General features: G+C 65.2%; 23 protein-coding genes and 2 pseudogenes. 7 read left to right on the top strand and 18 right to left on the bottom strand.

Features of this window, described 5'->3' with window-relative positions; all coding sequences use genetic code 11:
* Positions 1 to 8: 8 nt before the first annotated feature.
* The 6 genes and pseudogenes from OKW38_RS31845 to OKW38_RS31820 all read right to left on the bottom strand — a co-directional run.
* Positions 9 to 620 carry a flavin reductase family protein gene (locus tag OKW38_RS31845; protein ID WP_429364844.1) on the bottom strand — a complete coding sequence of 204 codons (612 nt, stop codon included), beginning with the start codon at positions 618 to 620 and terminating at the stop codon, positions 9 to 11.
* Positions 621 to 730: 110 nt separating this feature from the next.
* Positions 731 to 967, bottom strand: a pseudogene (locus OKW38_RS31840) (3-hydroxyacyl-CoA dehydrogenase family protein); the annotation flags it as partial.
* Positions 968 to 1095: 128 nt separating this feature from the next.
* Positions 1096 to 1401, bottom strand: a complete 306-nt coding sequence (locus OKW38_RS31835) for a hypothetical protein (RefSeq protein WP_429364842.1) — start codon at positions 1399 to 1401, stop codon at positions 1096 to 1098.
* A gap of 488 nt (positions 1402 to 1889) precedes the next feature.
* Entirely contained in the window at positions 1890 to 2048 is a 159-nt protein-coding gene (locus OKW38_RS31830) for a hypothetical protein (protein WP_167368734.1), read from the bottom strand.
* A gap of 163 nt (positions 2049 to 2211) precedes the next feature.
* Complete coding sequence (locus tag OKW38_RS31825; RefSeq protein WP_429364840.1) at positions 2212 to 3594, bottom strand: hypothetical protein; 1383 nt, start codon at positions 3592 to 3594, stop codon at positions 2212 to 2214.
* A 314-nt stretch (positions 3595 to 3908) separates the two neighbouring features.
* Positions 3909 to 4064: pseudogene (locus OKW38_RS31820) on the bottom strand (MgtC/SapB family protein); the annotation flags it as partial.
* Between the two features lie 271 nt (positions 4065 to 4335).
* On the opposite strand from OKW38_RS31820, the gene OKW38_RS31815 reads away from it, so the two are divergent.
* Both OKW38_RS31815 and OKW38_RS31810 read left to right on the top strand, forming a co-directional pair.
* On the top strand, positions 4336 to 5469 hold the full coding sequence (locus OKW38_RS31815; protein ID WP_429364838.1) for an AGE family epimerase/isomerase: 1134 nt from the start codon (positions 4336 to 4338) through the stop codon (positions 5467 to 5469).
* Positions 5470 to 5771: 302 nt separating this feature from the next.
* Positions 5772 to 5975, top strand: a complete 204-nt coding sequence (locus tag OKW38_RS31810; RefSeq protein WP_018424088.1) for a cold-shock protein — start codon at positions 5772 to 5774, stop codon at positions 5973 to 5975.
* Positions 5976 to 6108: 133 nt separating this feature from the next.
* On the opposite strand, the gene OKW38_RS31805 is transcribed toward OKW38_RS31810, so the two are convergent.
* On the bottom strand, positions 6109 to 7731 hold the full coding sequence (locus OKW38_RS31805) for a methyl-accepting chemotaxis protein (protein WP_429364836.1): 1623 nt from the start codon (positions 7729 to 7731) through the stop codon (positions 6109 to 6111).
* 282 nt (positions 7732 to 8013) lie between these two features.
* Between OKW38_RS31805 and OKW38_RS31800 the strand changes: the two genes are divergently transcribed.
* Complete coding sequence (locus OKW38_RS31800) at positions 8014 to 8448, top strand: PaaI family thioesterase (protein ID WP_429364834.1); 435 nt, start codon at positions 8014 to 8016, stop codon at positions 8446 to 8448.
* A gap of 86 nt (positions 8449 to 8534) precedes the next feature.
* On the opposite strand, the gene OKW38_RS31795 is transcribed toward OKW38_RS31800, so the two are convergent.
* From OKW38_RS31795 to OKW38_RS31780, 4 genes are read right to left on the bottom strand one after another with little or no spacing between them, the layout of a single operon-like run.
* Positions 8535 to 9383 (bottom strand): ureidoglycolate lyase, encoded by an 849-nt coding sequence (locus tag OKW38_RS31795; protein WP_429364832.1) that lies wholly within the window; start codon positions 9381 to 9383, stop codon positions 8535 to 8537.
* A 52-nt stretch (positions 9384 to 9435) separates the two neighbouring features.
* A complete protein-coding gene (locus OKW38_RS31790; protein WP_429364830.1) occupies positions 9436 to 10179 on the bottom strand; it encodes an SDR family oxidoreductase in 744 nt (247 codons plus the stop codon).
* Between the two features lie 33 nt (positions 10180 to 10212).
* A complete protein-coding gene (locus tag OKW38_RS31785) occupies positions 10213 to 11043 on the bottom strand; it encodes an amidohydrolase family protein (RefSeq protein WP_429364828.1) in 831 nt (276 codons plus the stop codon).
* Positions 11044 to 11050: 7 nt separating this feature from the next.
* Positions 11051 to 12091: an aldo/keto reductase gene (locus OKW38_RS31780; RefSeq protein WP_429364826.1), complete on the bottom strand. Its 1041-nt coding sequence runs from the start codon at positions 12089 to 12091 to the stop codon at positions 11051 to 11053.
* 261 nt (positions 12092 to 12352) lie between these two features.
* Between OKW38_RS31780 and OKW38_RS31775 the strand changes: the two genes are divergently transcribed.
* Positions 12353 to 13138, top strand: a complete 786-nt coding sequence (locus tag OKW38_RS31775) for an IclR family transcriptional regulator (protein ID WP_090808230.1) — start codon at positions 12353 to 12355, stop codon at positions 13136 to 13138.
* Positions 13139 to 13252: 114 nt separating this feature from the next.
* Positions 13253 to 13798, top strand: coding sequence for a hypothetical protein (locus OKW38_RS31770; RefSeq protein ID WP_184057604.1), 546 nt, complete (start codon positions 13253 to 13255; stop codon positions 13796 to 13798).
* A 42-nt stretch (positions 13799 to 13840) separates the two neighbouring features.
* Here OKW38_RS31770 and OKW38_RS31765 read toward each other — a convergent pair whose 3' ends face one another.
* The 5 genes from OKW38_RS31765 to OKW38_RS31745 all read right to left on the bottom strand — a co-directional run bounded on the left by OKW38_RS31765 (position 13841) and on the right by OKW38_RS31745 (position 20793).
* Positions 13841 to 16291 (bottom strand): GNAT family N-acetyltransferase, encoded by a 2451-nt coding sequence (locus OKW38_RS31765; RefSeq protein ID WP_429364824.1) that lies wholly within the window; start codon positions 16289 to 16291, stop codon positions 13841 to 13843.
* Between the two features lie 171 nt (positions 16292 to 16462).
* Positions 16463 to 18064 (bottom strand): peptide chain release factor 3, encoded by a 1602-nt coding sequence (locus tag OKW38_RS31760; protein WP_090808225.1) that lies wholly within the window; start codon positions 18062 to 18064, stop codon positions 16463 to 16465.
* Between the two features lie 753 nt (positions 18065 to 18817).
* Positions 18818 to 19120, bottom strand: coding sequence for an H-NS family nucleoid-associated regulatory protein (locus tag OKW38_RS31755; protein WP_184057608.1), 303 nt, complete (start codon positions 19118 to 19120; stop codon positions 18818 to 18820).
* Between the two features lie 125 nt (positions 19121 to 19245).
* On the bottom strand, positions 19246 to 20445 hold the full coding sequence (locus OKW38_RS31750) for a serine hydrolase domain-containing protein (protein ID WP_429364822.1): 1200 nt from the start codon (positions 20443 to 20445) through the stop codon (positions 19246 to 19248).
* 144 nt (positions 20446 to 20589) lie between these two features.
* Positions 20590 to 20793: a hypothetical protein gene (locus tag OKW38_RS31745; protein WP_090808221.1), complete on the bottom strand. Its 204-nt coding sequence runs from the start codon at positions 20791 to 20793 to the stop codon at positions 20590 to 20592.
* A gap of 51 nt (positions 20794 to 20844) precedes the next feature.
* Here OKW38_RS31745 and OKW38_RS31740 point away from each other — a divergent pair, with 51 nt between their 5' ends.
* Positions 20845 to 21075 (top strand): hypothetical protein, encoded by a 231-nt coding sequence (locus OKW38_RS31740; RefSeq protein ID WP_429333108.1) that lies wholly within the window; start codon positions 20845 to 20847, stop codon positions 21073 to 21075.
* A 257-nt stretch (positions 21076 to 21332) separates the two neighbouring features.
* On the opposite strand, the gene OKW38_RS31735 is transcribed toward OKW38_RS31740, so the two are convergent.
* Together OKW38_RS31735 and OKW38_RS31730 are read right to left on the bottom strand one after the other, a co-directional pair.
* Positions 21333 to 21596, bottom strand: a complete 264-nt coding sequence (locus OKW38_RS31735) for a hypothetical protein (RefSeq protein WP_429333109.1) — start codon at positions 21594 to 21596, stop codon at positions 21333 to 21335.
* 99 nt (positions 21597 to 21695) lie between these two features.
* Entirely contained in the window at positions 21696 to 23162 is a 1467-nt protein-coding gene (locus tag OKW38_RS31730; RefSeq protein ID WP_429364820.1) for a sigma-54 interaction domain-containing protein, read from the bottom strand.
* A 327-nt stretch (positions 23163 to 23489) separates the two neighbouring features.
* On the opposite strand from OKW38_RS31730, the gene OKW38_RS31725 reads away from it, so the two are divergent.
* Positions 23490 to 24890, top strand: coding sequence for a GntP family permease (locus tag OKW38_RS31725; RefSeq protein ID WP_090810341.1), 1401 nt, complete (start codon positions 23490 to 23492; stop codon positions 24888 to 24890).
* Positions 24891 to 25118: the final 228 nt, after the last annotated feature.

The following is a 25118-nucleotide window of genomic DNA, read 5'->3' as shown; positions in this document are numbered from 1 at the left end:
GGGCCAGTTCAGGCCGTTGGCCGGATCATCTGGAACATCTCGCCGATCTGCGCATAGTCGGCGCGATAACCCGCGCGCATGATCGGCTGCGCGGCGTGCGTATCGAACAGGCCGTCCTTCAGATACGCGCCGTCGATATGCACGCCGACCACCTGGCCGAGCGACAGATAGTTGTCCATCGGCTTGCCGTCGACATCATGCAGACGCACGATCTGCAGCAGCTTGCATTCGAGCGCCGCCGGCGATTCGGCCACGTGCGGCACCGCCACGTTGCGGCCCGGCGCCGGCGTGAGCCCGGCCAATGCGAACTCGTCGACGTGCGGCGCGACCGGCGCCGACGAGCGGTTCATCTGCTCCGCGAGCGGCCGGGTGGCGAGATTCCAAACGAATTCGCCGGTCGCCTCGATGTTGGCGAGGCTGTCCTTGCGGCCCTCGCTGCTAAAACCGATGATCGGCGGAAAGGTCGCGAACGCGCCGAAAAAGCTGTATGGCGCGAGATTGAGCGTGCCTTCGGCATCGCGCGACGAAATCCAGCCGATCAGCCGCGGCGCGACGATCGCCTTGAAAGGATCGTGCGGGAGGCCGTGACCGGCGGCGGGGTCGTAGAAGTAGTGAGGCATGAAGTGGCTTGGGGCTGGCTTGGAGTTGATTTAGGTTCGCTTGCGACGCGTGTGGCAGTTAGCGCGAAAAGCGGCGGAGTACCAGGCACGGAACGGCTATTTATACCGCACTAGCCGCGCCCGATCACGCACTTGCGCCCTTCCTTTACCCGCGCGATGCGCGCTTCATCCCAGTCATGAAACCCCGCGCCGCTGCGCACGCCGACACGCCCCGCGTCGACCTGCGCGCGCAGCAGATCGATCACGTCCTCGTCTTTCGCGAGTTTCGGCATCAGATGCGACGCGATGTCGACGAACGTGTCGAGTCCGCCCATGTCCGCGCCCTCGAATGGTCCGAAAGCCCCGAAGCATAGCGCAGCACGCGCAATACCACGGTCGGACTCGCACGCCCAAATGCGACGAAGCCGGCCTTCCCCTCGAGGGAAGACCGGCTTCGTGGACTCACGCCGCCTGTTGCGACGCCATCAGGCGCGCTTTAGTAGCGCGAGGGCGGGGTGCGGTGATCGTCGCCGTGGTGGTGCGGATCGTAGTCGTGCGGATGATGGCGCATCCACTCGTCGTGCTCCCAGTAGCGGTGGCCGTCCCAGTAACGATCGCCGTGCCAGCCGATGTTGATCGACACGCCCACCGGCATCATATGCGGTTGGCCGTACACGACTGGTGCCGGACCGTGTTCGACGATCACGCGGTCTTGCGCGAATGCGCTGCCAGCCGCGACGAGTGCGCCGCCCGCGAGCAGCGTTGCGATCAGCGAGCGCGATGCCTTGCCAAAGTTTTTCATAATGACCTCCCGTCAAAGTTTTATTCCAGGCCAGCGTCCGTGTTTGCTCGGATCGTGCGATTCGCTTCGCTTGTGAGCCGAACCAGACGCCGTACGCTTGAGACTCACTTTAGCGGCCCGGATCGCGTGAAGACGTTAGCACTTGTAAGCGAGCATTTCATAGATGGGGCCTGTTGATGGAAGCGCGGTGTCGCTTTTGCGCTTCATTCAACAAAGGTTTACGGGCAATGCTTTCATTCGGCTCGCTGAATCAGCGTGAAAGCTGGTTACATTCATTTCGGCCCGGAAATAATTCGCAAGGAGTCGGACAGACACTGGAGGCCTGGCGTGGTACGTCTGTCTCGTCGCGCAATGGTGCACCGCGACAAGAGAGCCCCGAAAAACAAAAAGCCACGATCCGCGTTTCGCGAATAGTGGCTCAATGAAAAGCGCACTCGGGGTGCGCGCCCCGGCGCGTTGTGGCGCGCTCGGGAGGGTGCGGCTGGTTTTTAGTCCGTCAGCTTGATGCCGAACAGCGTGGCCTGCGCGCGGCGCAGACGCTCTGCTTCACGGGCACGCGCTGCGTACGAGTAGTCCGAATCCAGCGGCAGATGGGGCGACGCAAAGAGGTCGCTGACCTGTTGGAACAGTGCAAAGATGTAGCTCATGGCGACTCCCGGTTAGTGACTGCGTTGCTAGGGTTTTCCCTTAGTTGCGATTATAGGGGTTTTCCCTAGAGAAAAGCTAGTGCACTGCAGCAAATTTTCGCTGCGGCGGGTTGCCGCGATGTCATTGGGCCGGGAGGCGTTGCATCGCGACAACGTCCCCGGTTTAGTGACTCGGCGGCCGCCGGTGCGAAGCGCGAGCGTGCCTCGCGCGCGTCGGCGTCGCGCTCGGCTGTAGGGGCGCGGCGGGGGGCGCTGCGGTGGGGGTCGTGGCGGCGGCCGCCGATGCGGCGTTCGCTGTCGCCGCATGCGCGTCGAGCAGGCTCACCATCGCCGCTTGCTGGTTCTGCATCATCTGTTCGATGCGGTGTTGCTGGGCCGTCGTCTCGCGCGTGAGGCGCATCAGCAGCAGCGTCTGCGCGATGCCGATCGCCACTGTCACCAGCAGCGCACCGACCACGATCGACAGCATCCATTTCACGCGCCGCGAATGATCGGTCGCGGCGCGGCGTTGATCGGCGATCACGCCATAGAGCGCATCGACCGTATCGGCGAACGCGGTGGCACGCGCGCGGTCGAGTTCCGGCTCCGAGCGTAGCGCGGCGGCGGCCGCGTCGGTGCGGCGCGCGTCACGCGAGGAAGTGGCGAATCCGGCGTGGTTGTCTGCGGACGAGGACCGGGGTGTCGTCAGCAGCGCGGTGGCGGAGAGCTTGTCGTCCTGTTTCGTGGTCACGGCCTCTGGCGAGGCGGATTGCGTACGCGTCGCGGGCTCGTCGGCGGACTGGCTCATGCTACTGCCGTCGGTCGCAGCGGACGTTGCAAGGGAAGCCGTGGCGGTAGCCGCTGCGGCATCGCGCGATGCCGTCGCGGCTTTCGCGAACGTCGCGGCGAAACGCTGCTGTGGCTTGCCCGCGCCCGCCGTCGCAGCCAACTCCGCTTCGGCCGCCTGGCGCAACGCGGTCACGCTGCGCGCGACGGTCGCGGCGGCCATCGCCGAGCTGAGCGGCGCGGATGACTCACGCGACGTTGCCGCGGGCTTGTCGTCGGTGTTTGCTGCGGCGTTCGGCGCTGAGCCGTCGGGGGCGCCGTTCGCGGGCTCGTTTGCGGGCTCGTTTGCGGGCTTGTTTGCAGACGCATCCGCAACCGCCATCACCGGCTCGACGTCAAACCCGCTCAACTGCCCGTTCACCGGCATCGGCGCATCCAGCTTCGCCGCACGCGGTGCGCGGCGCGCAGTTTTGTCGAGCAACCCGTGTTCATCGAATACGCCGACCGCCTGCAGCACCACGTCCGGCAGTTCGAAGCCGTGCAGCGTGCCTTGGCGGACGTCGATATTCATCGCCTCGAGCGTCGCGCGGGTCGGATCGTCGGGGAACAGATCGAGCGTGCTGTCGTCGCGCGCGACGCCGCTCAGTTGCGCGAGGCGTTGCGCCGAGCGCGCCGCGCGCGCCAGCTTGTTTTCGGTTTCGGTGGAGACGGCGCCCTGGCGCTGCTTCTTCGAAGCGACGCGCGGGGGCATGGACTGCGGGGATGCTACGGAATCTGCCATAGAGGAAAAAGCGGTCGTCGCCAGGAACGGGGCGCCGGATGCCGCTTGTCATTGCCATTGGAATATTTAGAGCCAGCATTGTCGCATGGCGCTCCGCCCGTGCCGAAGCCATTCCCCGTCGATTTGCGCCCTTTCGCGCGCCTCGCGCCTTTCACGACCTCGCGTCGTCGCCCTGGAATTCCCGCACGCCCTCTCATTGCCGAAGGCGAGCGCAGATCGACTCGCATTCCGCATTCCGCATTCGACACGCGATGCAGCGTGATGATCACTTCGTCGCACTCGTTCACATCGTCGCTTTGCTGCATCACGAATTACGCGGACACGATCATGATGAGCGCCGAGCCCACGCAGACCAACATGTGCGTGCGCAAGCCCGCCGCCCACGACAACCGCTCCCGTTCGTAGCCGACCACCCTGCCGAGCATCGCGGCCAGCACGAGACGGGAAATGAGTTCGAGATTACCGGACATCGTTGTTCCTCCTTATCCGAAATGAGCGGCAGCAGCAGCTCAGGGCGCCTCGCGTTGCGCATTCCATACGGCTCGTGCATCTGTCGCGCCTGATGCGTCTGTCGCCCCGCGTCGGCGTCGAGCATTTCGGATGCTTGACCCACGCTGTCAGCGCGAGGCGTTTGCTTTATGCTAGGTACACCGCAGCAGTCTCGGCGAGCGAAATCCTGAAACGCCGCCCTGAACGCTGCCTCGACACACTGCGCGCGTTGCGCGCCCGAACCAACCGACGATGCCAAGCACGCCCCCTCCCCCTGCTTCGACGACCACCGCCGCGACCGCGCTGCGCGAGCACTTCGCGAACGTGGTGCTGCCGATGTGGCGCGGACCCGGCTTCAATCACGCGTTGCAGCTGCCCTACGAAGCGCTCGACGCCACCGGAGGCGAGCCGCTACCCGCGCAACGCTATCGGGCGATGGCATGCGCGCGGCAGCTGTTCACGTTTGCACAAGCGGGCGACATGGAACACGCGCGCGTGCTGTTCGATTCGCTGACCCGCACCTTTCGGGACGCCGATCACGGCGGATGGTTCTACAGCGTCGACGCGCTCGGCCTGCCGCTCGACACGACCAAGGACCTCTACACGCACGCGTTCGTCGTGTTCGCGTGCGCGGAATACGCGCGGCGCTCCGACGACCTCGACGCGCTGAAGCTCGTGCACAGCACGACCGCGCTGATCCAGTCGAACTTCGCGGCCGACGGCGATCTGTTCAACGCCGCGCTCAACCTCGACTTTTCGAAGGTCACCGCCACGCCGTTGCAGAATCCGCTGATGCACCTGACCGAAGCGTGGCTCGCCGCCTGCGAGGCGACGCGCGACAACGTCTTCGGCGCCGCGTTGCGCCGCCTCGCTGGCGCGGTCGCGCGACACTTCGTGCATGCGCCGAGCGGCTGTATCGCCGAATTGCCGATCGGCGCGAGCGGCAACCGCCTGGAGCCGGGACATCAGTTCGAGTGGTACTGGTTGGTCAGGCAGGCGGGCGCGCTGCTCGACGGCACGGGGCTAACCGACGCGCTGGCGCGCGCCTTCACCTTCGCGCAGCAGCATGGTGTGGACCCGGACAACGGCGGCGTGTGCGCATCGCTCGACGAGGCTGGCAAGGTCAGCGACGCGACCCAGCGGATCTGGGCGCAGACGGAATATCTGCGCGCGCTCGCCAGTCACGACGATCCGGTTGTGCGCGCGGCGCTGCCGCAACAGATCGCACGTTTTCAGCGATGCTTTTTGCATGAACACGGCTGGTTCGAATGCAAGACATCGAGCGGCGAAATTGCACGTACGGACATGCCGTCAACGACGCCTTATCATCTGGCCACCGCCTACGCGGCGCTGCCTGTGGACGCCGGATTTCGAGCGGGAACTTAGCCGAATTTGGCCAGTGATAGATGAAGTTCCACGCTTGATCGCCTCAACAAAGTGCGGCACGCACGGACGAATGTCCGCCGCCGGGTCGCGAGAGAAATTTGATGTTGCTGGTAAACCCTGGCGCAAAAAAGTTCTCGTCAGACGTTCTCAAAGCGCGAAAAAACATCAAAACCGGGGAATACCCGGACGCAGGTTGATTGGCGTCTGTCATAAAGACGTGATACAACTCTCCCCTCGCGCTCGCTCTCGCATTGGTGCGATCGCGGTCGCGATGCAATACACAACATTTATTTGGATCAAAAATGGCAACAGGTACTGTTAAGTGGTTTAACGATGCAAAGGGCTTTGGCTTCATCACCCCGGACGACGGCGGCGAAGACCTGTTTGCACACTTCTCGGAAATCCAGTCTTCGGGCTTCAAGTCCTTGCAGGAAAACCAGAAAGTGTCGTTCGAAGTCAAGCAAGGCCCGAAGGGCAAGCAGGCTGCAAACATCCAGCCGGTCTAAGTTCCTTCGGGTACTTTGAGACAGACTTGGACGTCACGATAGGCGCCTCTACAGGCGCTTGCGTCTAATGCAAAATGGCTCGCTTTACGCGGGCCATTTTCTATTTCTGCGTCCGTTTTCAAGCGTCGCCGCTTTAAAGCGCATGCATTCCGGTTAATGCGAATTCTGCGTTTGCGACGGACAGTGCTCCGCGCTGTTGCGTACGCAACACACTTTCAGAAATTTCGAACACGGAAACGGCCTGTTTCAATTGCTCGGTTTGCTGATGTAGTGAAGCCGCCGCCGCCGCGGCCTGCTCGACGAGCGTCGCGTTCTGCTGCGTCATCTCGTCCATCTGCACGACCGCCTGATTCACCTGCTCGATGCCGGTGCTCTGCTCGAGCGACGACGCGCTGATTTCGGCCATCATCTGCGTGACGCGCGAGATCGACGCCGACACATGACTCATCGCTTCGCCGGCGCGCTCGACGAGCGTCGAGCCGCCCTGTATCTCCGCGACCGATTCGCTGATCAGCGTCTTGATTTCCTTCGCCGACTGCGCGCTGCGTTGCGCGAGGCCGCGCACTTCGCCGGCCACGACCGCGAAGCCGCGGCCCTGCTCGCCCGCGCGCGCCGCCTCGACGGCGGCATTCAGCGCGAGGATGTTGGTTTGGAACGCGATGCCGTCGATCACAGAGATGATCTCGGCGATCTTGTCGGAGCTCTGCGCGATGCCGCGCATCTTGTCGACCACCTGATTGACGACTTCGCTGCCGCGCGACGTCGCGTCAAGCGCGGTCTCGGCGAGCGCATTGGCTTCGCGCGCATGATCGGCGTTCTGGCGCACGGTCGCTGTGAGTTCCTCCATGCTCGATGCCGTTTCCTCGAGCGATGCCGCCTGGTTTTCGGTGCGCGCCGACAGATCGGCGTTGCCGGTCGCGATCTCGTTGGCGCCAAGATGGATCGAGTCGGCCGATTCGCGCACGCTCTTGACGGTGCGTGCGACGCTTGCCTGCATCGTCGCGAGGCCCGAGAACAGACGGCCGATCTCGTTGCTGCCGCGTGCGGCGATCGGTTGATCGAGACGGCCTTGGGCGATGCGCTCGAAGTGGCGGCCCGCTTCCTCGAGCGGTGCCACGACGCCGCGGCGCAGCGCCGTATAGACGGCGAGCGTGCCGGCGACGAGCACGAGCAAAATCACCACGCTGACGATGCGAAACGCCGCCACGCGCGCATCGATCGAATCGAGCGACGCGCGGCTCGCGGCGTCGCCGAATTGCCCAAAGTTGTGCACTTCCGCCAGATAGGCGTCCTGAAACGACTGCGTCGGCTGATCGAGGAAGGCCTGGATGTTGTTCGAGTCGAGATACTGCGCGAGCTCCGCGAGCGCGCCATGCAGCGTCTTGTAGCGTTCGGCGAGCGCGGCGGCGCGCGCGCTGTTTTCGTCGCTGGTCTTCTGCGCGCTCATGAAGGCCGCGAAAGACTGATCGGCGGCGGCGAGCTGTTCGCGAGCGTGCTGCACGATGTCCGTGGGCTCGGTGCCCCCGCGCACCATGCGCGTGCCGGCACGCGACAGGTTGATGCGCGCGTCCATCAGGCGCTGCGTCGTCTGGTTGACCGCGTCGACCTGCTTCAGCGCGATGTTCGACAGATCGCCGACGTCGTCGTGCGTGCGCGTCAGTGACCAGAAGCCCAACCCTACCGTGACGAGCTGGAAGACGCAGAACGCGGCCAGAACACATAGCAGGCCGGATGCGACCTTGATCTTGCTGAACATCGTGGACACCTGGGAACAATGGATAACGGAGGTACACCAGGGTTAACGGCAGGCCGATGGGCGGCTTGAGGCCAATTCCCGCAAAAAGCGCTCTACGTGCAGGTTTCATCGTCGATCGTCGCGATTGCGGTTGTTTTGCGCAACAATGCGCCGCTGGTCGCGACGAATCACCTTGCGCAGCGCAGCGGCACTTCCTAGAGTGGGTAGGGACCGCATGGCACGCGCCGCGCGGATGTTTTGTTGCACCGATGCACTAACCGGACCCTGCACGAAGGAACCACGATGACCGACCTACTCGACCGGGCGCGCGGCGCACTGCACGCCCAGCCGTTCAGCATGCTGCTAGGCGCGGAGCTGATGCACGCCGGCAGCGACGAGCTCACCCTATGTCTGCCGATTCGGGATGAACTGCGGCAGCAGCATGGCTTCGTGCATGGCGGCGTCATCAGCTATCTCGCCGACAACGCGCTGACTTTCGCGGGCGCGCTGTCGCTGGGTCCGAGAGTCGTGACCGGTGAGTACAAGATCAATTATCTGCGCCCGGCAGTGAAGGGCACGCTGATCGCGCGCGCCAGCGTGGTCTATGCGGGCAGGCATCAGGCGACCTGCCAGTGCAGCGTGTTCGTGATGGAGGGGAATCGCGAGAAGCTGGTGGCGGTTGCGCAGGGCACTGTGAATCGGATTGGAGAGGACGGGGAGCAGGAGGCGGGGAGTTAAAGCCGGGACGCCATGAAAAAAGCCGCTCCTGCGCGAAACAGGAACGGCCTTTCATTCACGGCGATATGACGGAAAGACAAAGCGCGTTACTCCGCCGCGTAAGTCTTCTGCGTCTGCTCGCCCAGCCCTTCGATACCCAGACGCACCGTCTGCCCCGCCTTCAGAAACACCGGGTTCGGCTTCACACCCATGCCGACGCCCGGCGGCGTGCCGGTCGAGATAACGTCGCCCGGCTGCAGGCTCATGCACTGCGACACATACGACACCAGCTTCGCGACACTGAAGATCATCGTCTTCGTGCTGCCGTTCTGGTAGCGATGGCCGTCCACTTCGAGCCACAGGCTCAGGTTCTGTGGATCGGCGACTTCGTCGCGCGTGACGACCCACGGGCCGATCGGGCCGAACGTGTCGAAGCCCTTGCCCTTGTCCCACGTGCCGCCGCGCTCGATCTGCCATTCGCGCTCCGACACGTCGTTGATGACGCAGTAGCCGGCCACATGCTCGAGCGCGTTTGCTTCGTCGACATACTTCGCCGCCTTGCCGATCACGACGCCGAGTTCCACTTCCCAGTCGGTCTTCTTCGAACCGCGCGGGATCTCGATGTCGTCGTTCGGGCCGCTGATCGCGCTCGTCCACTTGTTGAAAATGACCGGTTCCGCCGGTACCGGCAGATTCGATTCCGCCGCGTGATCCGCATAGTTCAGGCCGATGCAGATGAACTTGCCGATCTTGCCGACGCACGGTCCAACGCGCGGATTACCTTCGACGACCGGGAGCGTTCCCGGATCGAGCGCGCGCAGTTTCGCGAGACTTTCATCGCCGAGCCCAGCGCCGTCGATATCGCCCACCACCTTCGACAAATCGCGAATCTTGCCTTGCGCGTCGAGCAGGCCCGGCTTTTCCTGGCCTTTCGGCCCATAACGAAGCAGTTTCATCGTTGCACTTCCCTTTACGTTCAGTAGTGTCCGGTTCGTCAGTCAATCAGAATCAGTTCGACCATCCGCCGTCGATTACATGGAGTTGGCCCGTCGTGAACGACGACTCGTCGGACGCGAGATATAGCGCGAGCGCGGCGATCTCCTCCGGCTTGCCGATGCGGCCCATCGGCTGACGCGCGACGAAGGCGGCCTGCACCGCATCGAGCGACGCGCCCTGCGCCTGAGCCTGCGCGGCGATTCGCTGTTCGAGCGATGGCGAGGACACCGTGCCCGGGCAAATCGCGTTACAGCGTACACCACGCGTGACGAAATCCGCAGCGACGGACTTCGTCAGCCCGACCACCGCGGCCTTCGACGCGCCGTACGCGAAGCGATTCGGCACGCCCTTCACGCTCGACGCCGCCGACGACATGTTGATGATCGAGCCGCCGCCCTTCTCCAGCATGGCCGGCAAGAACGCGCGAATCATACGGTACATGGCCTTCGCGTTGAGGTCGAAGGCGAAATCCCAGTCCTCCTCGCTGCATTCGAGGATATTGCCCGAGTGTACGAAGCCCGCGCAGTTGAACAGCACGTCGATCGTGCCGACTTCCGCGGCGAGCGCCTTGATCGCCGCGCCATCGAGCACGTCGAGCTTGCGCGCCTCGAGCGGCTTGCCGGCGAGTCCGTCGATGCGGATATCGGTGGCGATCACGCGCGCGCCTTCGCGCGCGAACAGTTCGGCGGTGGCGAGACCGATACCTTGTCCCGCCGCGGTGATCAGGGCCGTTTTGCCGGCCAGTCTTTGTGTCATCTACGACTCCAGTTGAATGGGCTGCTAACGAAATCAAAGCCGATAAAACGCGGCGGCGTTCTCGCCGAACACGGCGTCGCGCTCGGCGTCGCTCAACGACGCGACGAGCGTGGTCGCCACCGAATGCCAGAGCAAATAGTCGCCGTTCAGTTCGAGCACCGGCCAGTCGCTGCCCCACATCAGCCGCGCGGGACCGAACGTGTTCAGCAGATGCTCGACGTAGGGCCGCAGCGTGTCCTCGCTCCAGCCGGGCGAGGCCTCGGTCGCGAGACCCGACAGCTTGCAGTGCACCTGCGGCAGCGCGGCGAGCCGCGTGATCGCGTCGCGCCATACCGGGTAGCCCGCCTGGCCGTAGCGGATCGGCGGCTTCGCGCCATGATCGACCACCATGCGCAGCGCCGGAAAACGCTGCGCGAAGATCTCGACGTATTGCACGTGACGGGCGTAGATCAGCGCATCGAACGCGAGATCGTGCGCGATCAGCGCCTCGATCGCCGGCGCGAGATCGGGGTTGGCGATCCAGCCGTCGTCGGGCAGATCCTGAAGCATCGGCCGCACGCCCTTGAACTTCGGCTCGCGCGCGAGCACCTCGATCAGATCGGGCGCGTTCGGCAACAACAGCGGCACCCAGCCGACCACGCCCGCGATCGACGGCTCGTGCCGCGCGATGTCGAGCAGGTAGCGGGTTTCGTCGAGTGTCGGCGCGGCCTGCACGACCACGGTCCGCTCGATGCCGGCCTGTTCGCGCAACGGCTTCAGATCATCAGGCCCGAACGGCCGGTAGAGGATTTTCAGCTCCGGCGTCAGCCACTCGTAGTCTCCCCGCGCGGGGTCCCAGTAGTGCTGGTGAGCGTCGATCGGCATGGTCGGATCAGTCCTCGGGCGCGGGCGCACGGGGGTCGAGCAGGCCCGCGTCGCGCAATGCGGACCACAAGGCCGCGGGGATCGGCAGTTCGAACGACGCGACGTTCTCGCGCAATTCGTCGGCGCTACGCGCGCCGGTCAGCACGGTGGCGACCGCCGGGTGTCCATACGGAAACTGCAACGCGGCGGCGGCGAGCGGCACGTCATGCGCGCGACATACCGCCTCCAGACGCGCGACGCGCTCGATCACCTCGGGCGGCGCGGCGCCGTAATTGAACTTCAGATCGCCTTCGACGCCCCGCGCCAGAATGCCCGAATTGAACGCGCCGCCGAGCAGGATGCTGACGCTGCGCGCCTCGCAGGCGGGCAGCAGGTCGTCGAGGGTAGTCTGCTCGAGCAGCGTATAACGGCCCGCGAGCAACGCGCAATCGATCTCGCACTCGGCCATCGCGTCGAGGATCACCGCGCCCTCGTTGACGCCGAGGCCGAGCGCCTTGATTGCGCCCGTCGAGCGCAGGCGCTCGAGCGCACGGAAGCCGCCCCCTTCGGTCAGTTGCCGCCAGTAGTGCGGATGCTGGTCGCCGTGCGTGACGCGACCGATGTCATGCACGAGCAGGACGTCGATATCGATGATGCCGAGGCGCTGCTGGCTGTCCTCGAACGAACGCAGAATGCCGTCGTGCGTGTAGTCGTAGATCGCTTCGAACGGCAGCGGATTCTGCCAGCCTTCGCGGTCGTCGAATGGCGACGTGCGCGGCACGAAGCGGCGGCCGACCTTGGTCGACAGCACATACTCGCCGCGCGGATAGTGGCGCAGCGCGGCGCCGAGCCGATGCTCGGCCTTGGTGTTGCCGTAGTGCGGCGCGGTGTCGAAGTAGCGCACACCGGCGTCCCAGGCGGCGGCGATCGTCGCTTGGGCCTCCTCGTCGGACAGGTCGCGGTACAGGCCGCCGAGCGGCGCCGTGCCGAGCCCCAGTCCGCTCACCTGCAACGAGCCGCGGCCGATACGGCGCCGCTGCCCGATTTTCGATACGATCGATGCCGACATGAGCGTGTCTCCAGATTTTGTGGTCTTTTTACCATGCGGCGGCGAGGGCGCGGCGGTCACACTCCGCGCACCGCTTGGGATGTGCATTCATTCACCAATAAACGTATTATTCATATTCGAATTTTTCCAAGTCAAGAAAACTACGCGGCGCGGATGCCTGGGTTTTCCCTGGACATAGGCCATCCAGTTCGCGAAGTGCTACGCACTCGCCCGCGCACACCAGATAATCAGAACTCCACACGGAATTCCCGGACCCTCACGATGGACGCCGAAGACAAGGACGACGACCGCTATCGCGCCCCCGCGCTGGATAAAGGCCTCGACATTCTCGAGCTACTGTCCGAGCAGAAGGAAGGACTCACGCGCGCCGAAATCACGCGGCAGTTGGGCCGCAACGCGAGCGAGATGTACCGGATGCTCGAACGCCTCGTCGCGCGCCAATACGTGGTGCGTTCGGCGGCTGGCGACCGCTACTCGCTGAGCCTGAAGCTGTTCGCGCTCGCGCACCGTCATCCGCCAATGAACCGGCTGATCGCAGAAGCGCTGCCGCTGATGCAGCGTTTCGCCGACGCGGCCGAGCAGTCTTGCCACCTCGTCGTCTACGACCGCGGCAACCTGCTGGTGATTGCGCAAGTCGACGGACCGGGCACATGGGGCATGTCAGTGCGGCTCGGTTCGCGGGTCGGCCTGATCGACACCGGTTCGGGGCGCGTGATGCTCGCGTTCCAGAGCGTCGAGCAGCGCCAGCAGATGCTGGCGGAGCACACGAAGGTGAAGGGCGAAGTGACGCTCGATCTCGACGCGCTGGAGGAGGCCTGCGAGCGCATCCGCGCGGCGGGCTTCTGGCAGAAGGACAGCCAGCAGACCTTCGGCGTCACCGACGTGACGTTCCCGATACTCGCGCCGTCGGGACAGGCGAGCGCGGTGCTGACCTGCCCGTATCTGCGGCGGATCGACGAATACGTCGCGCCGACGCTCGAAGCGGCCACCACGCTGCTGCGCGACACGGTGCAGGCGCTGTCGATGTTCCGCGAGCAGGCCGCGTGACAGGTAAGTTGCGCGGTAAGTTGCGCGGCGGCGTGCACGCGCACATGGTTTAGAATGGCGGCCCTTCCAAAATAACGCCGCATGACGGGCTCATGCGCGCGCATCGATTGAGCAATGGCCAAACTTCTGACCGATTCCGAATTCCAGCGTTTTTCCGAACTCCAGCAGAAGCAGTCGAGCTTCACGATCACCGCCGAAGAAGCCGACGAACTGCGCGACATCGTCGCCCACGCGCAGAAGCGCCGCGACGACCGCGCCGCCGCGATGCAAAGCATCGAGACCTTCATCCAGCAGTTCCACATCACGCCCGACGAGCTGTTTTCGCCCGAGCAGATCGGCGAAGCGGCGCGCACCTACGGCCTGATTCCGGCCGTGCGCAAGGAGCGCGTGCTGCCGCCGTCGCTGACGTTCAACGGCAAGCCGTACCAATGGACCACCCGTGCGCTGCCCGACGAAATTCGCGTGCCGCTGTTCGACGCGTTCACGGGCGGTGAGTCGGTGAAAGCGTTCATTTCGACGCTGAAGGACGCGAACCGCTGCGCCGCGACGATCGCGCGGCTCGAACGCGAAACCGGCGCCGTGTATGCGCAGGCATGGCTCGACGAGCTGTCGGTCACGCGCGCGCAGGTCGATGAGGCGGCACAGAAGCTGGCGGCGTGAGGCGGTGAAGCCATGCGTTGAGCGGCTCGCGACGTCAGCCGCTCAACGCGCCGGCTGGTTCTGCGCGGCGGACTTCGGGTCCGCCCCCGCCGTTTCGTCGAGCGCCATCCGCAAGCCGACCACACCGGGGTCATCGGTCCGCGTGATCGTGAAGCCGCTGGCCTTCGCGAGCGCGATCATCGCGGTGTTCTCGCGCAACGCTTCACCGATCAGCCAGTGCGTGTCGCGCGCCCGCGCGTACGCGATGATCCGCTGCATCAGCAACTGGCCGAGGCGCCGCCCTTTCTGATCCGAGCGCACGGTCACCGCGAATTCGGCCGTCTCGTTGTCGGGATCGGCCACCGCACGCACCACGCCGAGCGTCTGCGCGACGCCGTCTTCGTTGTCGACCGTCGCGATCAGCGCCATTTCCCGGTCGTAGTCGATCTGCGTCATGCGCGCGAGTTGCGAGTGGTCGAACGCGCCGACTGAAGCGAAAAAACGCAGCCGCAAATCTTCCGGCGTCATCGCCTGCACGAACTCGCGATGCGCGTTTTCGTCTTCGGGGCGAATCGGCCGCACCGTTACACGCATCCCCTGCCAGTCGATCGTTTCCTCGAAGCGGCGCGGATACGGCACGATCGCGAGACGGCTGCGCTGCGCGCCGAGCCGCAACACGGGATCGACCACCGTCACGCGGTCCCGGTAGACCCTGAGCTTCAACGACAGGCCGACGATCTCGCGCACGTCGCAAACCGCTTGCGACACCGCCGTCAACGCCGCGAGCGTCGGCTCCGGCGCGACCAGCCTCGCGTAGTGCGAACGCGTGACGATGTCGCGCGCGAGCATCGGATTGAGCGGCGGCAGGCCGTACACGTGCAACCCGCTGGAAACGCCGTCGATCGGCGGTGCGGCGAAGCGGAACACGGGGCCGAAGTTGTCGTCGTCGTGCAGTTCGACGGCGACGTCGACGATGGGTTTTGCGGCGCCGTCGGCATCGGCGCCCGGCGCATCGGAGCCCGACGCGTGGGCGCCCCCTCCTTGCGCACCCTCCACCCGCAACCCGAACCGCGACAGAAACCGCGCCGCCGCCGCCCCGGCCAGCTCGCTCGCGCCCGCCGCCAACGCTTCGCGAGCCTGCGCCAGAGCGGCGTCGATCGACTCGGGAATCTGCGCAGGCAGGCCTTCCGGCGTTTGCATCAGCAGTTCGCGGCCCAGCCGGTAATCGACCAGACGGGCGAAGGCGCGCGCGAGCCGCTGCGGCGTCGTGTGCACCGGGATGCCCTGCGCATGCAGCGCGTCGCGCCTCGTCGCATCGACACCGCCGAAAAAGCACGCGAGCAGCCCGCGATACGCAAAGCGCTGATGCTCGATCAGCGCCTGCGCGACGTCGTCGACGGGCGCGCCATGCGTCGATGCGTGCACCACGACGGCGGTGCCGGTCTCGCGATACTCGCCGAGCAGCTTCAGCGCGGTGCCGAAGTGCTCAGGACGCGCGCCGTCGCCGAGCAGCAGCGGATTGCCGCCGACCGCGAGCGGCAGCGCCTCGCGCAGCGCGTCCGACGCCGCGGCCGGCCACGGCGCGAGCAGGCCGCCGGCGGCGGTGAACGCGTCGCGCGCGAGCGTCGCGAGACCGCGGTCGCTGGTGATCAGCGTGGCGGTGGCGCCCGCCGCCACGCGGCCGACGCCGAGCGTTTCGATTTCGTCGAGCAGATCGTCGAGCGCGTCGACGCGCACGAGGCCCGCGCGCCGGAACGCCGCTGTGTAGAGCCCGTCGGCGGGATCGTCGCGGCCGGAGCGCAGCGCGAGCACCGGCTTGTTGCGCGCCGCCGCGCGCGCGGCCGACATGAACTTGCGCGCCGCCCGCACGCTGTCGAGTTCGAGCAGGATCGCGCGGGTGCCGGGGTCGCTCGCGAGGTAATCGAGCACGTCGCCGGCATCGACGTCGGCCTCCGCTCCGAGCGCCACCGCGTGCGAAAAACCGAGCCCGCGCGCTCGTGCCCAGCCGAGCACTGCGTTGGTCAGCGCATTCGACTGCGACACCCACGCGACGCCGCCCGCCTTGACCGTGCATGACGGCGCGCCCAGATGCGCGCCGAGCGCCGGCGACACCACGCCGAGACTGCCGGGTCCGACGATGCGCAACAGATGCGGCCGCGCCGCCGACAGCGCGTGCCGCAGTTCGAGCCGGTCTTCATCGCTGCGCACCTCGCCGACGATGATTACGGCGCGCGTGCCCATGCCACCGAGCTTATGGATCAGCGAGGGCCACGTCGCGGGTGGCGTGCAGATCACCGCGACGGTGGGCGCCTGCGGCAGATCGCCGACGTCGGGAATCACCGGGTGGACGCCGAGCGTCGCGTGCTTCGGATTGACCGGCCACAGCGGGCCGTCGAAGCCGCCTTCCAGCACACGCGCCCAGACCATCGCGCCGGTGCTGCCCGGCCGCTCGGACGCGCCGATCACGGCGACGGATTTCGGGCGAAACAAGGCGTCGAGGTTGCGAACGGTCACGGGCGCTCCATGCGGTTGGACAGGAATTGGAGCCGGCTTCGCGGCGAGGCGGGTGGTTCCGTCAGCATAGGCGAAGTCGCGCGCTGGCGCGGGACGTTGTTGCGGCGGAAAAGTAAAAAGCCGCGTCGAACGACGCGGCTTTTTTGCTTCGAAACCAGCGGACTCGCGGTTTTACATCGCCTTTCTGAACGGCGCCCCCGAGTGCTCGCGCAACTCGTTGAACACGATCTTCGGCCACGCCTTCTGCGCGACTTCGATCTCCGATACGTGCGAGGCCAGATAGGTCGGCGCATCGGACGCATCGAGCGCGATTCGCGCCGAGTACGAGTCGGTGAAGCGGCGCAGTTCGGCCGCATCGTCGCAGGTCACCCAGCGCGACAGCCGGTAACGCGCCGGCGCCATGCGCACGACGACCTTGTATTCCGTCGACAGACGGTGCGACACCACTTCGAACTGCAGCTGCCCGACCGCGCCGAGAATCATCAGACCGCCGGCTTCGGGACGGAACACCTGGATCGCGCCTTCCTCGCCGAGCTGCTTCAGCGCTTCGCCGAGCTGCTTCGCGCGCATCGGATCGACCACTTCGACGGTCTGGAAAATTTCCGGCGCGAAGAACGGCAGGCCGACGAACTGCAGCTGCTCGCCTTCGGTCAGCGTATCGCCGAGACTCAGCGTGCCATGGTTCGGAATACCGATGATGTCGCCCGGATACGCCTCGCTCACCGTCTCGCGACGCTGCGACAGGAACGTAACCACGTTGTTTGCGCGGAACGTCTTGTTCGAGCGCGTGACCTTCACCGCCATGCCGCGCTCGAAACGTCCCGAGCACACGCGGATGAACGCGACGCGGTCGCGGTGCGCGAGGTCCATGTTCGCCTGCACCTTGAACACGACGCCGGTGAACTTCGACTCTTCCGGCTGCACCGGACGCTGTACGGTCATGCGCATCGACGGCGGCGGCGCGAGGTCGACCAGCGCGTCGAGAATCTCCTTCACGCCGAAGTTGTTGATCGCCGAACCGAACAGCACCGGCGACTGCTGGCCGGCGAGGAACTGCTCACGGTCGAACTCGGGCGTCGCGCCGCTGATCAGATCGATTTCTTCCTTCGCACGCACCCACGCGTGGCCGAAACGGCGCTCGCCTTCCTCGTTGCTCAGTGCCTGCAGCGTTTCGACCGCGCCGCCGGCCGTGTCCTGACCGGCGCGGAACACCCGCACCTGATCGCGCTGGACGTCGTAGACGCCCTGGAAATCCTTGCCCATGCCGATCGGCCATGTGAAAGGCACCGCCGCCACGCCAAGGTGCTGCTCGATCTCGTCGAGCAGTTCGAGCGGCTCGCGCACTTCGCGGTCGAGCTTGTTGATGAACGTGACGATCGGCGTCTTGCGGCTGCGGCAGACTTCCAGCAGCTTCAGCGTCTGCGCTTCGACGCCGTTCGCGCCGTCGATCACCATCACGGCGGCGTCGACCGCGGTCAGCACACGGTAGGTGTCCTCGGAGAAATCCTCGTGGCCCGGCGTGTCGAGCAGGTTGATCACGCAATCGCCGTACTCGAACTGCATCACCGAGCTCGCGACCGAAATGCCGCGTTGCTTTTCGATTTCCATCCAGTCGGACGTCGCGTAGCGGTTGCTCTTGCGGCCCTTCACGGTACCGGCGATCTGGATCGCGCCCGAGAACAGCAGCAGTTTTTCGGTGAGCGTGGTTTTACCCGCGTCCGGGTGGGAAATGACCGCGAACGTGCGGCGGCGTTTGAGTTCGGAGACTGACATCGGGTCTGGCGGTCACGGAAAGGGGTTCAGGCGGTTCCCGGCGGCCGTGGGCGGCCGGTATGCCGCGCGTGGCGCGGCGGCGTCGAGCTGCGAGAATCGGGCGCGGGCCCGGATCGGCCGGCGCTCGCGCCGCGTCCGAAAACGGGTGGCGAACGGGTCACGACCCAGCGTTCGACAATGCGGGAATCGCTGGCGCAAAAACGGCGCGAGGTGCGAATGATACACGTCTGGCGCGACGGCCGGGGGAAAGGGCTCCGGCGCCGGACGGGGCGACGGCGCGAGCGTCGGCGCGCCGCGCATGCTTCTGGCAAAGGTGAGCGTTTTCGGGACTTACGGCGGCGAATATCGATTTGCGGTCAAAGGTGAGGATCGCGAAGCGCATGCCCGCACCTGCCAGGTCGCGGGCGCCACCAACGCGATGCGCGGGAAAACGGCGATAAAGCTTCGCACCGCTATGAACAGGTTCCGGCTCGACGCCTGGAAACGCCCGCCAGCAAAGGCTGTCGCGGGTTTACGGCGAGCGGCGCGGGGCGGTGCGGCACGATGGCGATTCGCACCCGCGGAGGTGCGTCGCGCGACAAAGCCTGGCTCACCGAAGCATCCCGCGAGGCTCGAACGCATCGGTAAATATCGCCGTGTAAGTTCAGGCGTCACGCAAAGGTGAGCGTTTTCGGGACCTTTGCAACGGTGCGGAACGGATCAAACCATGCATCACTTCAGAGAACACGGACGCATCGGCGCCCACGACGAAGCTCAACCTTCGATCAGAAACCGCTCGCGATTTTTGCCGACGAGCCAGGCCGGCGAGCGCCCACGGCCGCTCCAGGTTTCGCCGGTCTTCGGATTGCGGTACTTGGCGACGGACGTCGTCGTCGACGACTTGCGGCGCGGCTTCGGCGAGGCGCTCGTCAAGCCGAGTTCTTCGGCGGTCAGGTCGTATTCGGCAATCTTCTGCTTGATATCGGCGATAGCTTGCGAGACTTCTTTTTCGCGCGCGGCTGCGACTTCCTTGTGGAGTTTTTCGAGTTGCGCAGTCAGCTGTTTGTAAGAGGCCATGCCGGTGTTCCCCCCTCGGTTGGACGCACTGCGATGAATCGCGATGAATGGTTGGCGGACACTATCAGACGAATAAATCACAGGATAGTGAATCGCGCGGCCGAGCGCATGCGCGACGGCCCCGCTCAATCGTCGATCGCATCGTAGACGCGGCGTTCGAAGTCGATGGCCATCGGGAAGGGGTCGATCGAGCGGCGCTGGATCAGCATCAGGCCGATCATGTTCTCGACCGGATCGGCGAACCAGCTCGTGCCGTACGCGCCGGGCCAACCGAACGAGCCGAGCGAGCGGTAGCCGAGCGGCAATTGCTGCGCCGGATCATCGACGATCGACAGGCCGAGGCCGAAGCCTTGCGCCGCCCAGATCACGTGACCGAAGGCAGGCAGGCGGCGCTGGTCGCGGCTCAGGAAATTGCTGCGCATCAGGTCGACCGAGCGATGCGACAGCAGCCGCGTGCCGCCGACGCGGCCGCGCCCGAGCAGCAGTTGCGCGAATCGCAGATAATCCTCGGCGGTCGAGACCAACCCGCCGCCGCCGCTCTGAAAGCGTTGCGGATTGGCCCAGCGGCTCGCCGCCGCATGATCCTCGACCACACGACGCCGCGTGCCGGGATCGATGTTGTACGCGGTGGCGAGGCGCGCAAGCTGTGCGTCGGGCATCCAGAACGCGGTGTCGCGCATGCCGAGAGGCGCGAAAATGCGCGTGCGGAAAAACTCCCCAAGAGTCATGCCGCTCACGCGTTCTATCAGCACGCCGAGCACGTCGGTCGCCACGCCGTAGTGCCAGCGCGAGCCGGGCTGGAACATCAGCGGCAACGCGGCGATGCGCGCGAGCCACGCGCTGTTGCCGCCGCTCGCCTCGAAGCCGTTGAACGCGGCTGCGTAGGCTTCGGCGAGCGGACCCGTCGCCGTGAAGTGATACGCGAAACCCGCGCGATGCGTGAGCAGGTCGAGCACCGTAATCGGCGCGCGTACCGGATCGGTCTGGTCGAGCGGGCCGGTCGGGTCACGCAGCACGCGCGGCGCGGCAAGCTCGGGCAGCCACCGCGAGATGGGCGCATCGAGCGCGAGGCGGTCTTCCTCGATCAGCATCATGATCGCGGCGCTCGTCACCGGCTTCGTCATCGACGCGATGCGAAACAGCGTGTCGCGCTCCATCGGCAATTGCGCGGCTTCGTCGCGTAGGCCTGCCGGTTCGAAGTAGCCGATTTCGCCGCGCCGCCATACGAGCGACACCACCCCCGCCACTTCGCCCCGCTCCACGTAGCCCTGCATCGCGTTGGTCAGCGTAGCGAGCCGGGTCGCGGCAAGTCCTGCTATCTGCATGTACATCCTGTGTCGGTAAAAGAAAACGTGCGCGCGCCCAGGTCGCTTTGGGCGATCAAACCGAAAGATAGAACCTGTCCGGCGAAAGCGCACACGACGGCTTTCCTAATTGCCGATCCCGACTGGCGGACACAATGACGACATTCAGGCTTTCTGCCGTTTTTCCAATGCGCAAAGCGCGGCATCGAGGCGTTTGACGCGGGTTGCCTGCGCCGGCACGAGAACCGCGCCGGAAACGTGCTGAAGGCGGTTACGCCAGTAAGACAAAGGAATACGGTCTTCTGCGGAAATATGGGAAATTATCTGCTCGAGATGCTCGATGTCTTTTTCGAGTTGCTGATGATTCATTGCTTTCCCCGGATTCTATTGAATTAGTGTTGAAGCAAAAAAATCGAAAGCATGAAGCCGCGTTGGCCCGCGCGGCCCAAAGTAATGCCCGCCAGCAGCGGAAAAACCTTCCTGAACTTCTTCTGCGTCGGGAAAAACCGGCAATTTCTGCTCGCCGGGTTAAATCCTAACGGTTTAAAAAAGAATACTGCCGTCAAATTTCACGTTCCGTTGCCTGCCGCACTGACTGCGTTCGACGCCCCGAAGGTAAAGATAAATCATGGTCCGGGCGCAAAGAGATAATCGGTGCGCGGTGACTCGACGTTGTAAAAATGCCGCATGCGGCCTACTTATGCAATTCGCATGCAAACCGCTTATCGGATACGCATTAGGCGCATGAATTTATGACGGCCATGTGGTAACCGGAATGGCACGAGCGTGGTCAGCGAGCGTATCGGGAATTGGCAGGGATTAACTGCGAACAGGCGAAAAAAACCGAAGGCCGCCAACGGATCGGCCAGCCGCGCGCGCCGGCATTGCATCGGCACGGCGTCAGGAGCTTACTTCGCAGTCGCGCGGCAGGCGTAGATCAGGCTCAACGTACCGCCCTCGCTCGACTGGCGCACGACGTCGAACACGCCATTGCAACTGGCGGCCGCCTGTTGCGAGCACAAGTCGGAACCGACCGGGCATTGCACGAGCGTGGTCGCACGGCCGTCCGGCAGGAACAGCGGCGCGCTGCTGCTGCAACCGCCAAGCGCGACGATCGCGGCGACGGCCAGTATGTCGCGCGAGCGGCGCGCGAAGAAGGAATGGCATTTCATGGAGACCCCGGTCACGTCTTGTTTTTCGATCTCTCGATTGTGCCACGCTGCTCTCGTGCTGCGTCAGTTGGCGTGGCGCGGCTGGCCGGGCGCGGCGAGTCAAACGTCGATGCCGTGCGCGGCGATCTTCTTGTACAGCGTCGCGCGGCCCATGCCGATCTGTTTCGCCGTGTCAATGACGCGGCCGCCGTTCGCGCGCAACGCGTCGCAGAGAAAGCGCTTTTCGAACGCGGCCATCGCGTCGCTCCACGAGGTGGGTTCGGCGGTGGCGGCCACGTCCACGCCGGCGGCCGCGACAGACGGGGTCCGCGCCGGTGCCACCGCACCGCCCTGCCCCGAGCCGATGAACGGCGCGAGCACACGCGCATCGATGCGCTCGCTGTCGGACAGCATCACGGCGCGCTCCAATGTGTTGCGCAGTTCGCGCACGTTGCCGGGCCAGTCGTACGCGCACAGCAGGCGCAACGCGTCGTCGTGCAATTCGAAGTGGCTGCCGCCGCCTGCCTGCGCGGCCAGCTCCTCGAGCATCGCGTAGGCAAGCGCCTCGATGTCGGACGGACGCTCGCGCAGCGCCGGCGCATGGATCGTCAGCACGTTGAGCCGGTAGAACAGGTCCGAGCGAAAACGCCCGGCCGCGACGAGCGCCGGCAAATCGGCCGATGTCGCCGCGATGATCCGCACATCCGCGCGCACGATCCGATTCGAGCCGAGCGGCTCGAATTCCTTGTCCTGCAGCACGCGCAGCAGCTTGCCCTGCAACGGCAGCGGCATATCGCCGATCTCGTCGAGAAACAGCGTGCCGCCGTTGGCGAGCTCGAACTTGCCGACCCGGCCCCTGCGATCCGCGCCGGTGTACGCGCCGGGTGCGGCGCCGAAGAACTCGACTTCGAGCAGCGTGTCGGGAATCGCCGCGACGTTGACGCCGACGAGCGGCTTGTGCGCGCGCGCCGAGCCGCCGTGAATCGCATGCGCGAGCAGCTCCTTGCCGGTGCCGGTTTCACCCAGCAGCAGCACCGGCGCTTCGAGTTGCGCCGCGCGCCGCGCCTGGCGCTTCACTTCGAGCGACGCCGCGCTCGTGCCGACGAAGCTGCTGAACGTATAGCGCGCGCGGCGCGCCTGCGCGAGCGACTGACGCGTCGCGATCAGCTCCTGCTGCAACCGCGAGTACTGCGAAAAGAGGGGCGACAGCGCTTTCAGCTCGTCGAACAGCGCGAAGCCGACCGCGCCGATCGTCACGCCGGCATCGTCCTTGAGCGGCAGGCGCGTGACGACGAGCGGCTCGCGATCGGTCTCCATGATGTCGAGCAGGATCGGCTTGCCGGTGTTGACGACCTCGCGCATCAGACTGTTTGGAATCACCGCTTCGCAATCCCGGCCGATCGCCTGCTGCGGGTCAGCAAAGCCGAAGCGCGCCGCATACCGCTTGTTGATCCAGACGACGCGCGCCTGCCCATCGACGATGAAGGTGCCTTCGCTGAAGTTTTCGAACGTGCGAAACAGCGAATCCATCGCCCGACGAAGCACGTCGTCATAGGTGGCGGGCAGGCCCGTCCAGTCGGTCAACATGCTGTCGCTGTCTCCGCTTATCGTTTTGATTGCATCAATCTCAATCGGTGGATGAATTTATCTCCAAATTGAGACACCCGATAGGCCTTATGCATCATGACTTACCCTGGTTTCAGGCGTTCTTCACCGGATGGAAGTCCCGTTTCGGAGACGCTTGGGTACAATCCGCCCACGGTGCCTCGGCCCGCCGCTGCGCGGCCGCGCCATGCGCCACGGCGGGCCAGCAGCAAAACGACGGCCATGGCATGGAACCTGCGTTCCGACCGCGCCGCGCCGTCGCTCGATCGGGACGGCAAACATGTAGAACAACCGGGCTATGGAGATTCAATGACCTTTCTCATCGTTATCGCCGCGCTGGCGTTTCTGATGTTCGCTGCGTATCGCGGCTACAGCGTGATCCTGTTCGCGCCGATCGCGGCGCTCGCCGCCGTCCTGCTCACCGAGCCCGCCGCCGTCGCGCCGGTCTTCACGAGCATCTTCATGGACAAGATGGTCGGCTTCGTGAAGCTGTACTTCCCGGTGTTTCTGCTCGGCGCCGTATTCGGCAAGGTGATCGAGCTGTCGGGCTTCTCGGAGTCCATCGTCGCGGCCGCGATCCGCTATATCGGCCGCTCGCGCGCTAACGCGGTGATCGTCGCGGTGTGCGCGCTGCTCACCTACGGCGGCGTGTCGCTGTTCGTCGTCGTGTTCGCGGTCTATCCGTTCGCGGCCGAGCTGTATCGCCAGAGCAACATTCCGAAGCGGCTGATGCCCGGCGCGATCGCGCTCGGCGCGTTCTCGTTCACGATGGACTCGCTGCCCGGCACGCCGCAGATCCAGAACATCATCCCGACGACGTTCTTCAAGACCACCTCGTGGGCCGCGCCGACGCTCGGCGTGCTCGGCGCGCTGTTCATCATCGTGGTCGGTCTGTCGTATCTGGAATGGCGCCGCCGCGCCGCGATGGCGACCGGCGAGGGTTACGGCACCGACCTCGTCAACGAGCCGGAGCGCGTCGAGTCGAAGCAGTTGCCGCATCCGCTGCTGGCGGTCGCGCCGCTCGTCGTGGTCGGCGTCTCGAACTTCCTGCTGACGCGCTGGATTCCGACCTGGTACGGTCCGTCCTTCACGGTCACCCCGGACATCCTGCCGGGGCTGCATGCACCGGTCGAAACGAGCGTCAAGGCTCTCGTGGGGATTTGGGCCGTGCTGGGCGCGCTGCTGCTCGGCATCGTGATGGTCGTCGTGACGGCGTTCAGTCGCGTCAGCCAGCGCTTCGCGGTGGGCACCAAGGCGGCAGTGGCGGGCGCGCTGCTGGCGTCGCTCAACACCGCGTCGGAATATGGCTTCGGCGGTGTGATCGCGGCGCTGCCGGGCTTTCTCGTCGTCAGCAACGCGCTGAAAAGCATTCCGAATCCGCTCGTCAACGCCGCGGTGTCGGTCAGCACGCTGGCGGGCATCACGGGTTCGGCATCGGGCGGTATGAGCATTGCGCTCGCCGCGATGTCGGATACGTTCGTCAAGGGTGCGGAAGCCGCGCATATTCCGCTCGAAGTACTGCATCGCGTGGTCGCGATGGCGAGCGGCGGCATGGATACGCTACCGCACAACGGCGCGGTGATTACGCTGCTCGCCGTGACGGGTCTCACGCACCGGCAGTCGTATCGCGACATCTTCGCGGTCACCGTGATCAAGACGCTCGCGGTGTTCTTCGTGATCGCGGTGTATTACGCGACCGGCCTCGTGTGAACGCCGAACCGGAAAACAGTACTTTGATCTGATAGATCCGCATTACCCCCACCTCGACAGTCGGCCAACGAAGCACGAGGATGGAGTCGTCAGCGCCCAATGTTGCAAGGGCAGGCTGACCCGAGTAACAACGGCGTTTAACGGCCCGTCCCTGTCCGGACGGGCTATTTTTTGCGCGCGCCGAACGCTTCCTAGCCCGCCCCCGCGTCACCCGCATGACAAAATCCG

The organism is Paraburkholderia sp. MM5496-R1, assembly GCF_050436205.1.
Classification (GTDB): domain Bacteria; phylum Pseudomonadota; class Gammaproteobacteria; order Burkholderiales; family Burkholderiaceae; genus Paraburkholderia; species Paraburkholderia tuberum.
Note: the sequence above shows the minus strand (reverse complement) of the source record. Positions and strands in the feature narration are given on the sequence as shown.

What these genes read in the sequence shown, in the direction of transcription:
- OKW38_RS31845 (WP_429364844.1), bottom strand. Translation starts at nt 620, where the DNA reads ATGCCTCACTACTTCTACGACCCCGCCGCCGGTCACGGCCTCCCGCAC.
- OKW38_RS31835 (WP_429364842.1), bottom strand. Translation starts at nt 1,401, where the DNA reads ATGAAAAACTTTGGCAAGGCATCGCGCTCGCTGATCGCAACGCTGCTC.
- OKW38_RS31830 (WP_167368734.1), bottom strand. Translation starts at nt 2,048, where the DNA reads ATGAGCTACATCTTTGCACTGTTCCAACAGGTCAGCGACCTCTTTGCG.
- OKW38_RS31825 (WP_429364840.1), bottom strand. Translation starts at nt 3,594, where the DNA reads ATGGCAGATTCCGTAGCATCCCCGCAGTCCATGCCCCCGCGCGTCGCT.
- OKW38_RS31815 (WP_429364838.1), top strand. Translation starts at nt 4,336, where the DNA reads ATGCCAAGCACGCCCCCTCCCCCTGCTTCGACGACCACCGCCGCGACC.
- OKW38_RS31810 (WP_018424088.1), top strand. Translation starts at nt 5,772, where the DNA reads ATGGCAACAGGTACTGTTAAGTGGTTTAACGATGCAAAGGGCTTTGGC.
- OKW38_RS31805 (WP_429364836.1), bottom strand. Translation starts at nt 7,731, where the DNA reads ATGTTCAGCAAGATCAAGGTCGCATCCGGCCTGCTATGTGTTCTGGCC.
- OKW38_RS31800 (WP_429364834.1), top strand. Translation starts at nt 8,014, where the DNA reads ATGACCGACCTACTCGACCGGGCGCGCGGCGCACTGCACGCCCAGCCG.
- OKW38_RS31795 (WP_429364832.1), bottom strand. Translation starts at nt 9,383, where the DNA reads ATGAAACTGCTTCGTTATGGGCCGAAAGGCCAGGAAAAGCCGGGCCTG.
- OKW38_RS31790 (WP_429364830.1), bottom strand. Translation starts at nt 10,179, where the DNA reads ATGACACAAAGACTGGCCGGCAAAACGGCCCTGATCACCGCGGCGGGA.
- OKW38_RS31785 (WP_429364828.1), bottom strand. Translation starts at nt 11,043, where the DNA reads ATGCCGATCGACGCTCACCAGCACTACTGGGACCCCGCGCGGGGAGAC.
- OKW38_RS31780 (WP_429364826.1), bottom strand. Translation starts at nt 12,091, where the DNA reads ATGTCGGCATCGATCGTATCGAAAATCGGGCAGCGGCGCCGTATCGGC.
- OKW38_RS31775 (WP_090808230.1), top strand. Translation starts at nt 12,353, where the DNA reads ATGGACGCCGAAGACAAGGACGACGACCGCTATCGCGCCCCCGCGCTG.
- OKW38_RS31770 (WP_184057604.1), top strand. Translation starts at nt 13,253, where the DNA reads ATGGCCAAACTTCTGACCGATTCCGAATTCCAGCGTTTTTCCGAACTC.
- OKW38_RS31760 (WP_090808225.1), bottom strand. Translation starts at nt 18,064, where the DNA reads ATGTCAGTCTCCGAACTCAAACGCCGCCGCACGTTCGCGGTCATTTCC.
- OKW38_RS31755 (WP_184057608.1), bottom strand. Translation starts at nt 19,120, where the DNA reads ATGGCCTCTTACAAACAGCTGACTGCGCAACTCGAAAAACTCCACAAG.
- OKW38_RS31750 (WP_429364822.1), bottom strand. Translation starts at nt 20,445, where the DNA reads ATGCAGATAGCAGGACTTGCCGCGACCCGGCTCGCTACGCTGACCAAC.
- OKW38_RS31745 (WP_090808221.1), bottom strand. Translation starts at nt 20,793, where the DNA reads ATGAATCATCAGCAACTCGAAAAAGACATCGAGCATCTCGAGCAGATA.
- OKW38_RS31740 (WP_429333108.1), top strand. Translation starts at nt 20,845, where the DNA reads ATGAAGCCGCGTTGGCCCGCGCGGCCCAAAGTAATGCCCGCCAGCAGC.
- OKW38_RS31735 (WP_429333109.1), bottom strand. Translation starts at nt 21,596, where the DNA reads ATGAAATGCCATTCCTTCTTCGCGCGCCGCTCGCGCGACATACTGGCC.
- OKW38_RS31730 (WP_429364820.1), bottom strand. Translation starts at nt 23,162, where the DNA reads ATGTTGACCGACTGGACGGGCCTGCCCGCCACCTATGACGACGTGCTT.
- OKW38_RS31725 (WP_090810341.1), top strand. Translation starts at nt 23,490, where the DNA reads ATGACCTTTCTCATCGTTATCGCCGCGCTGGCGTTTCTGATGTTCGCT.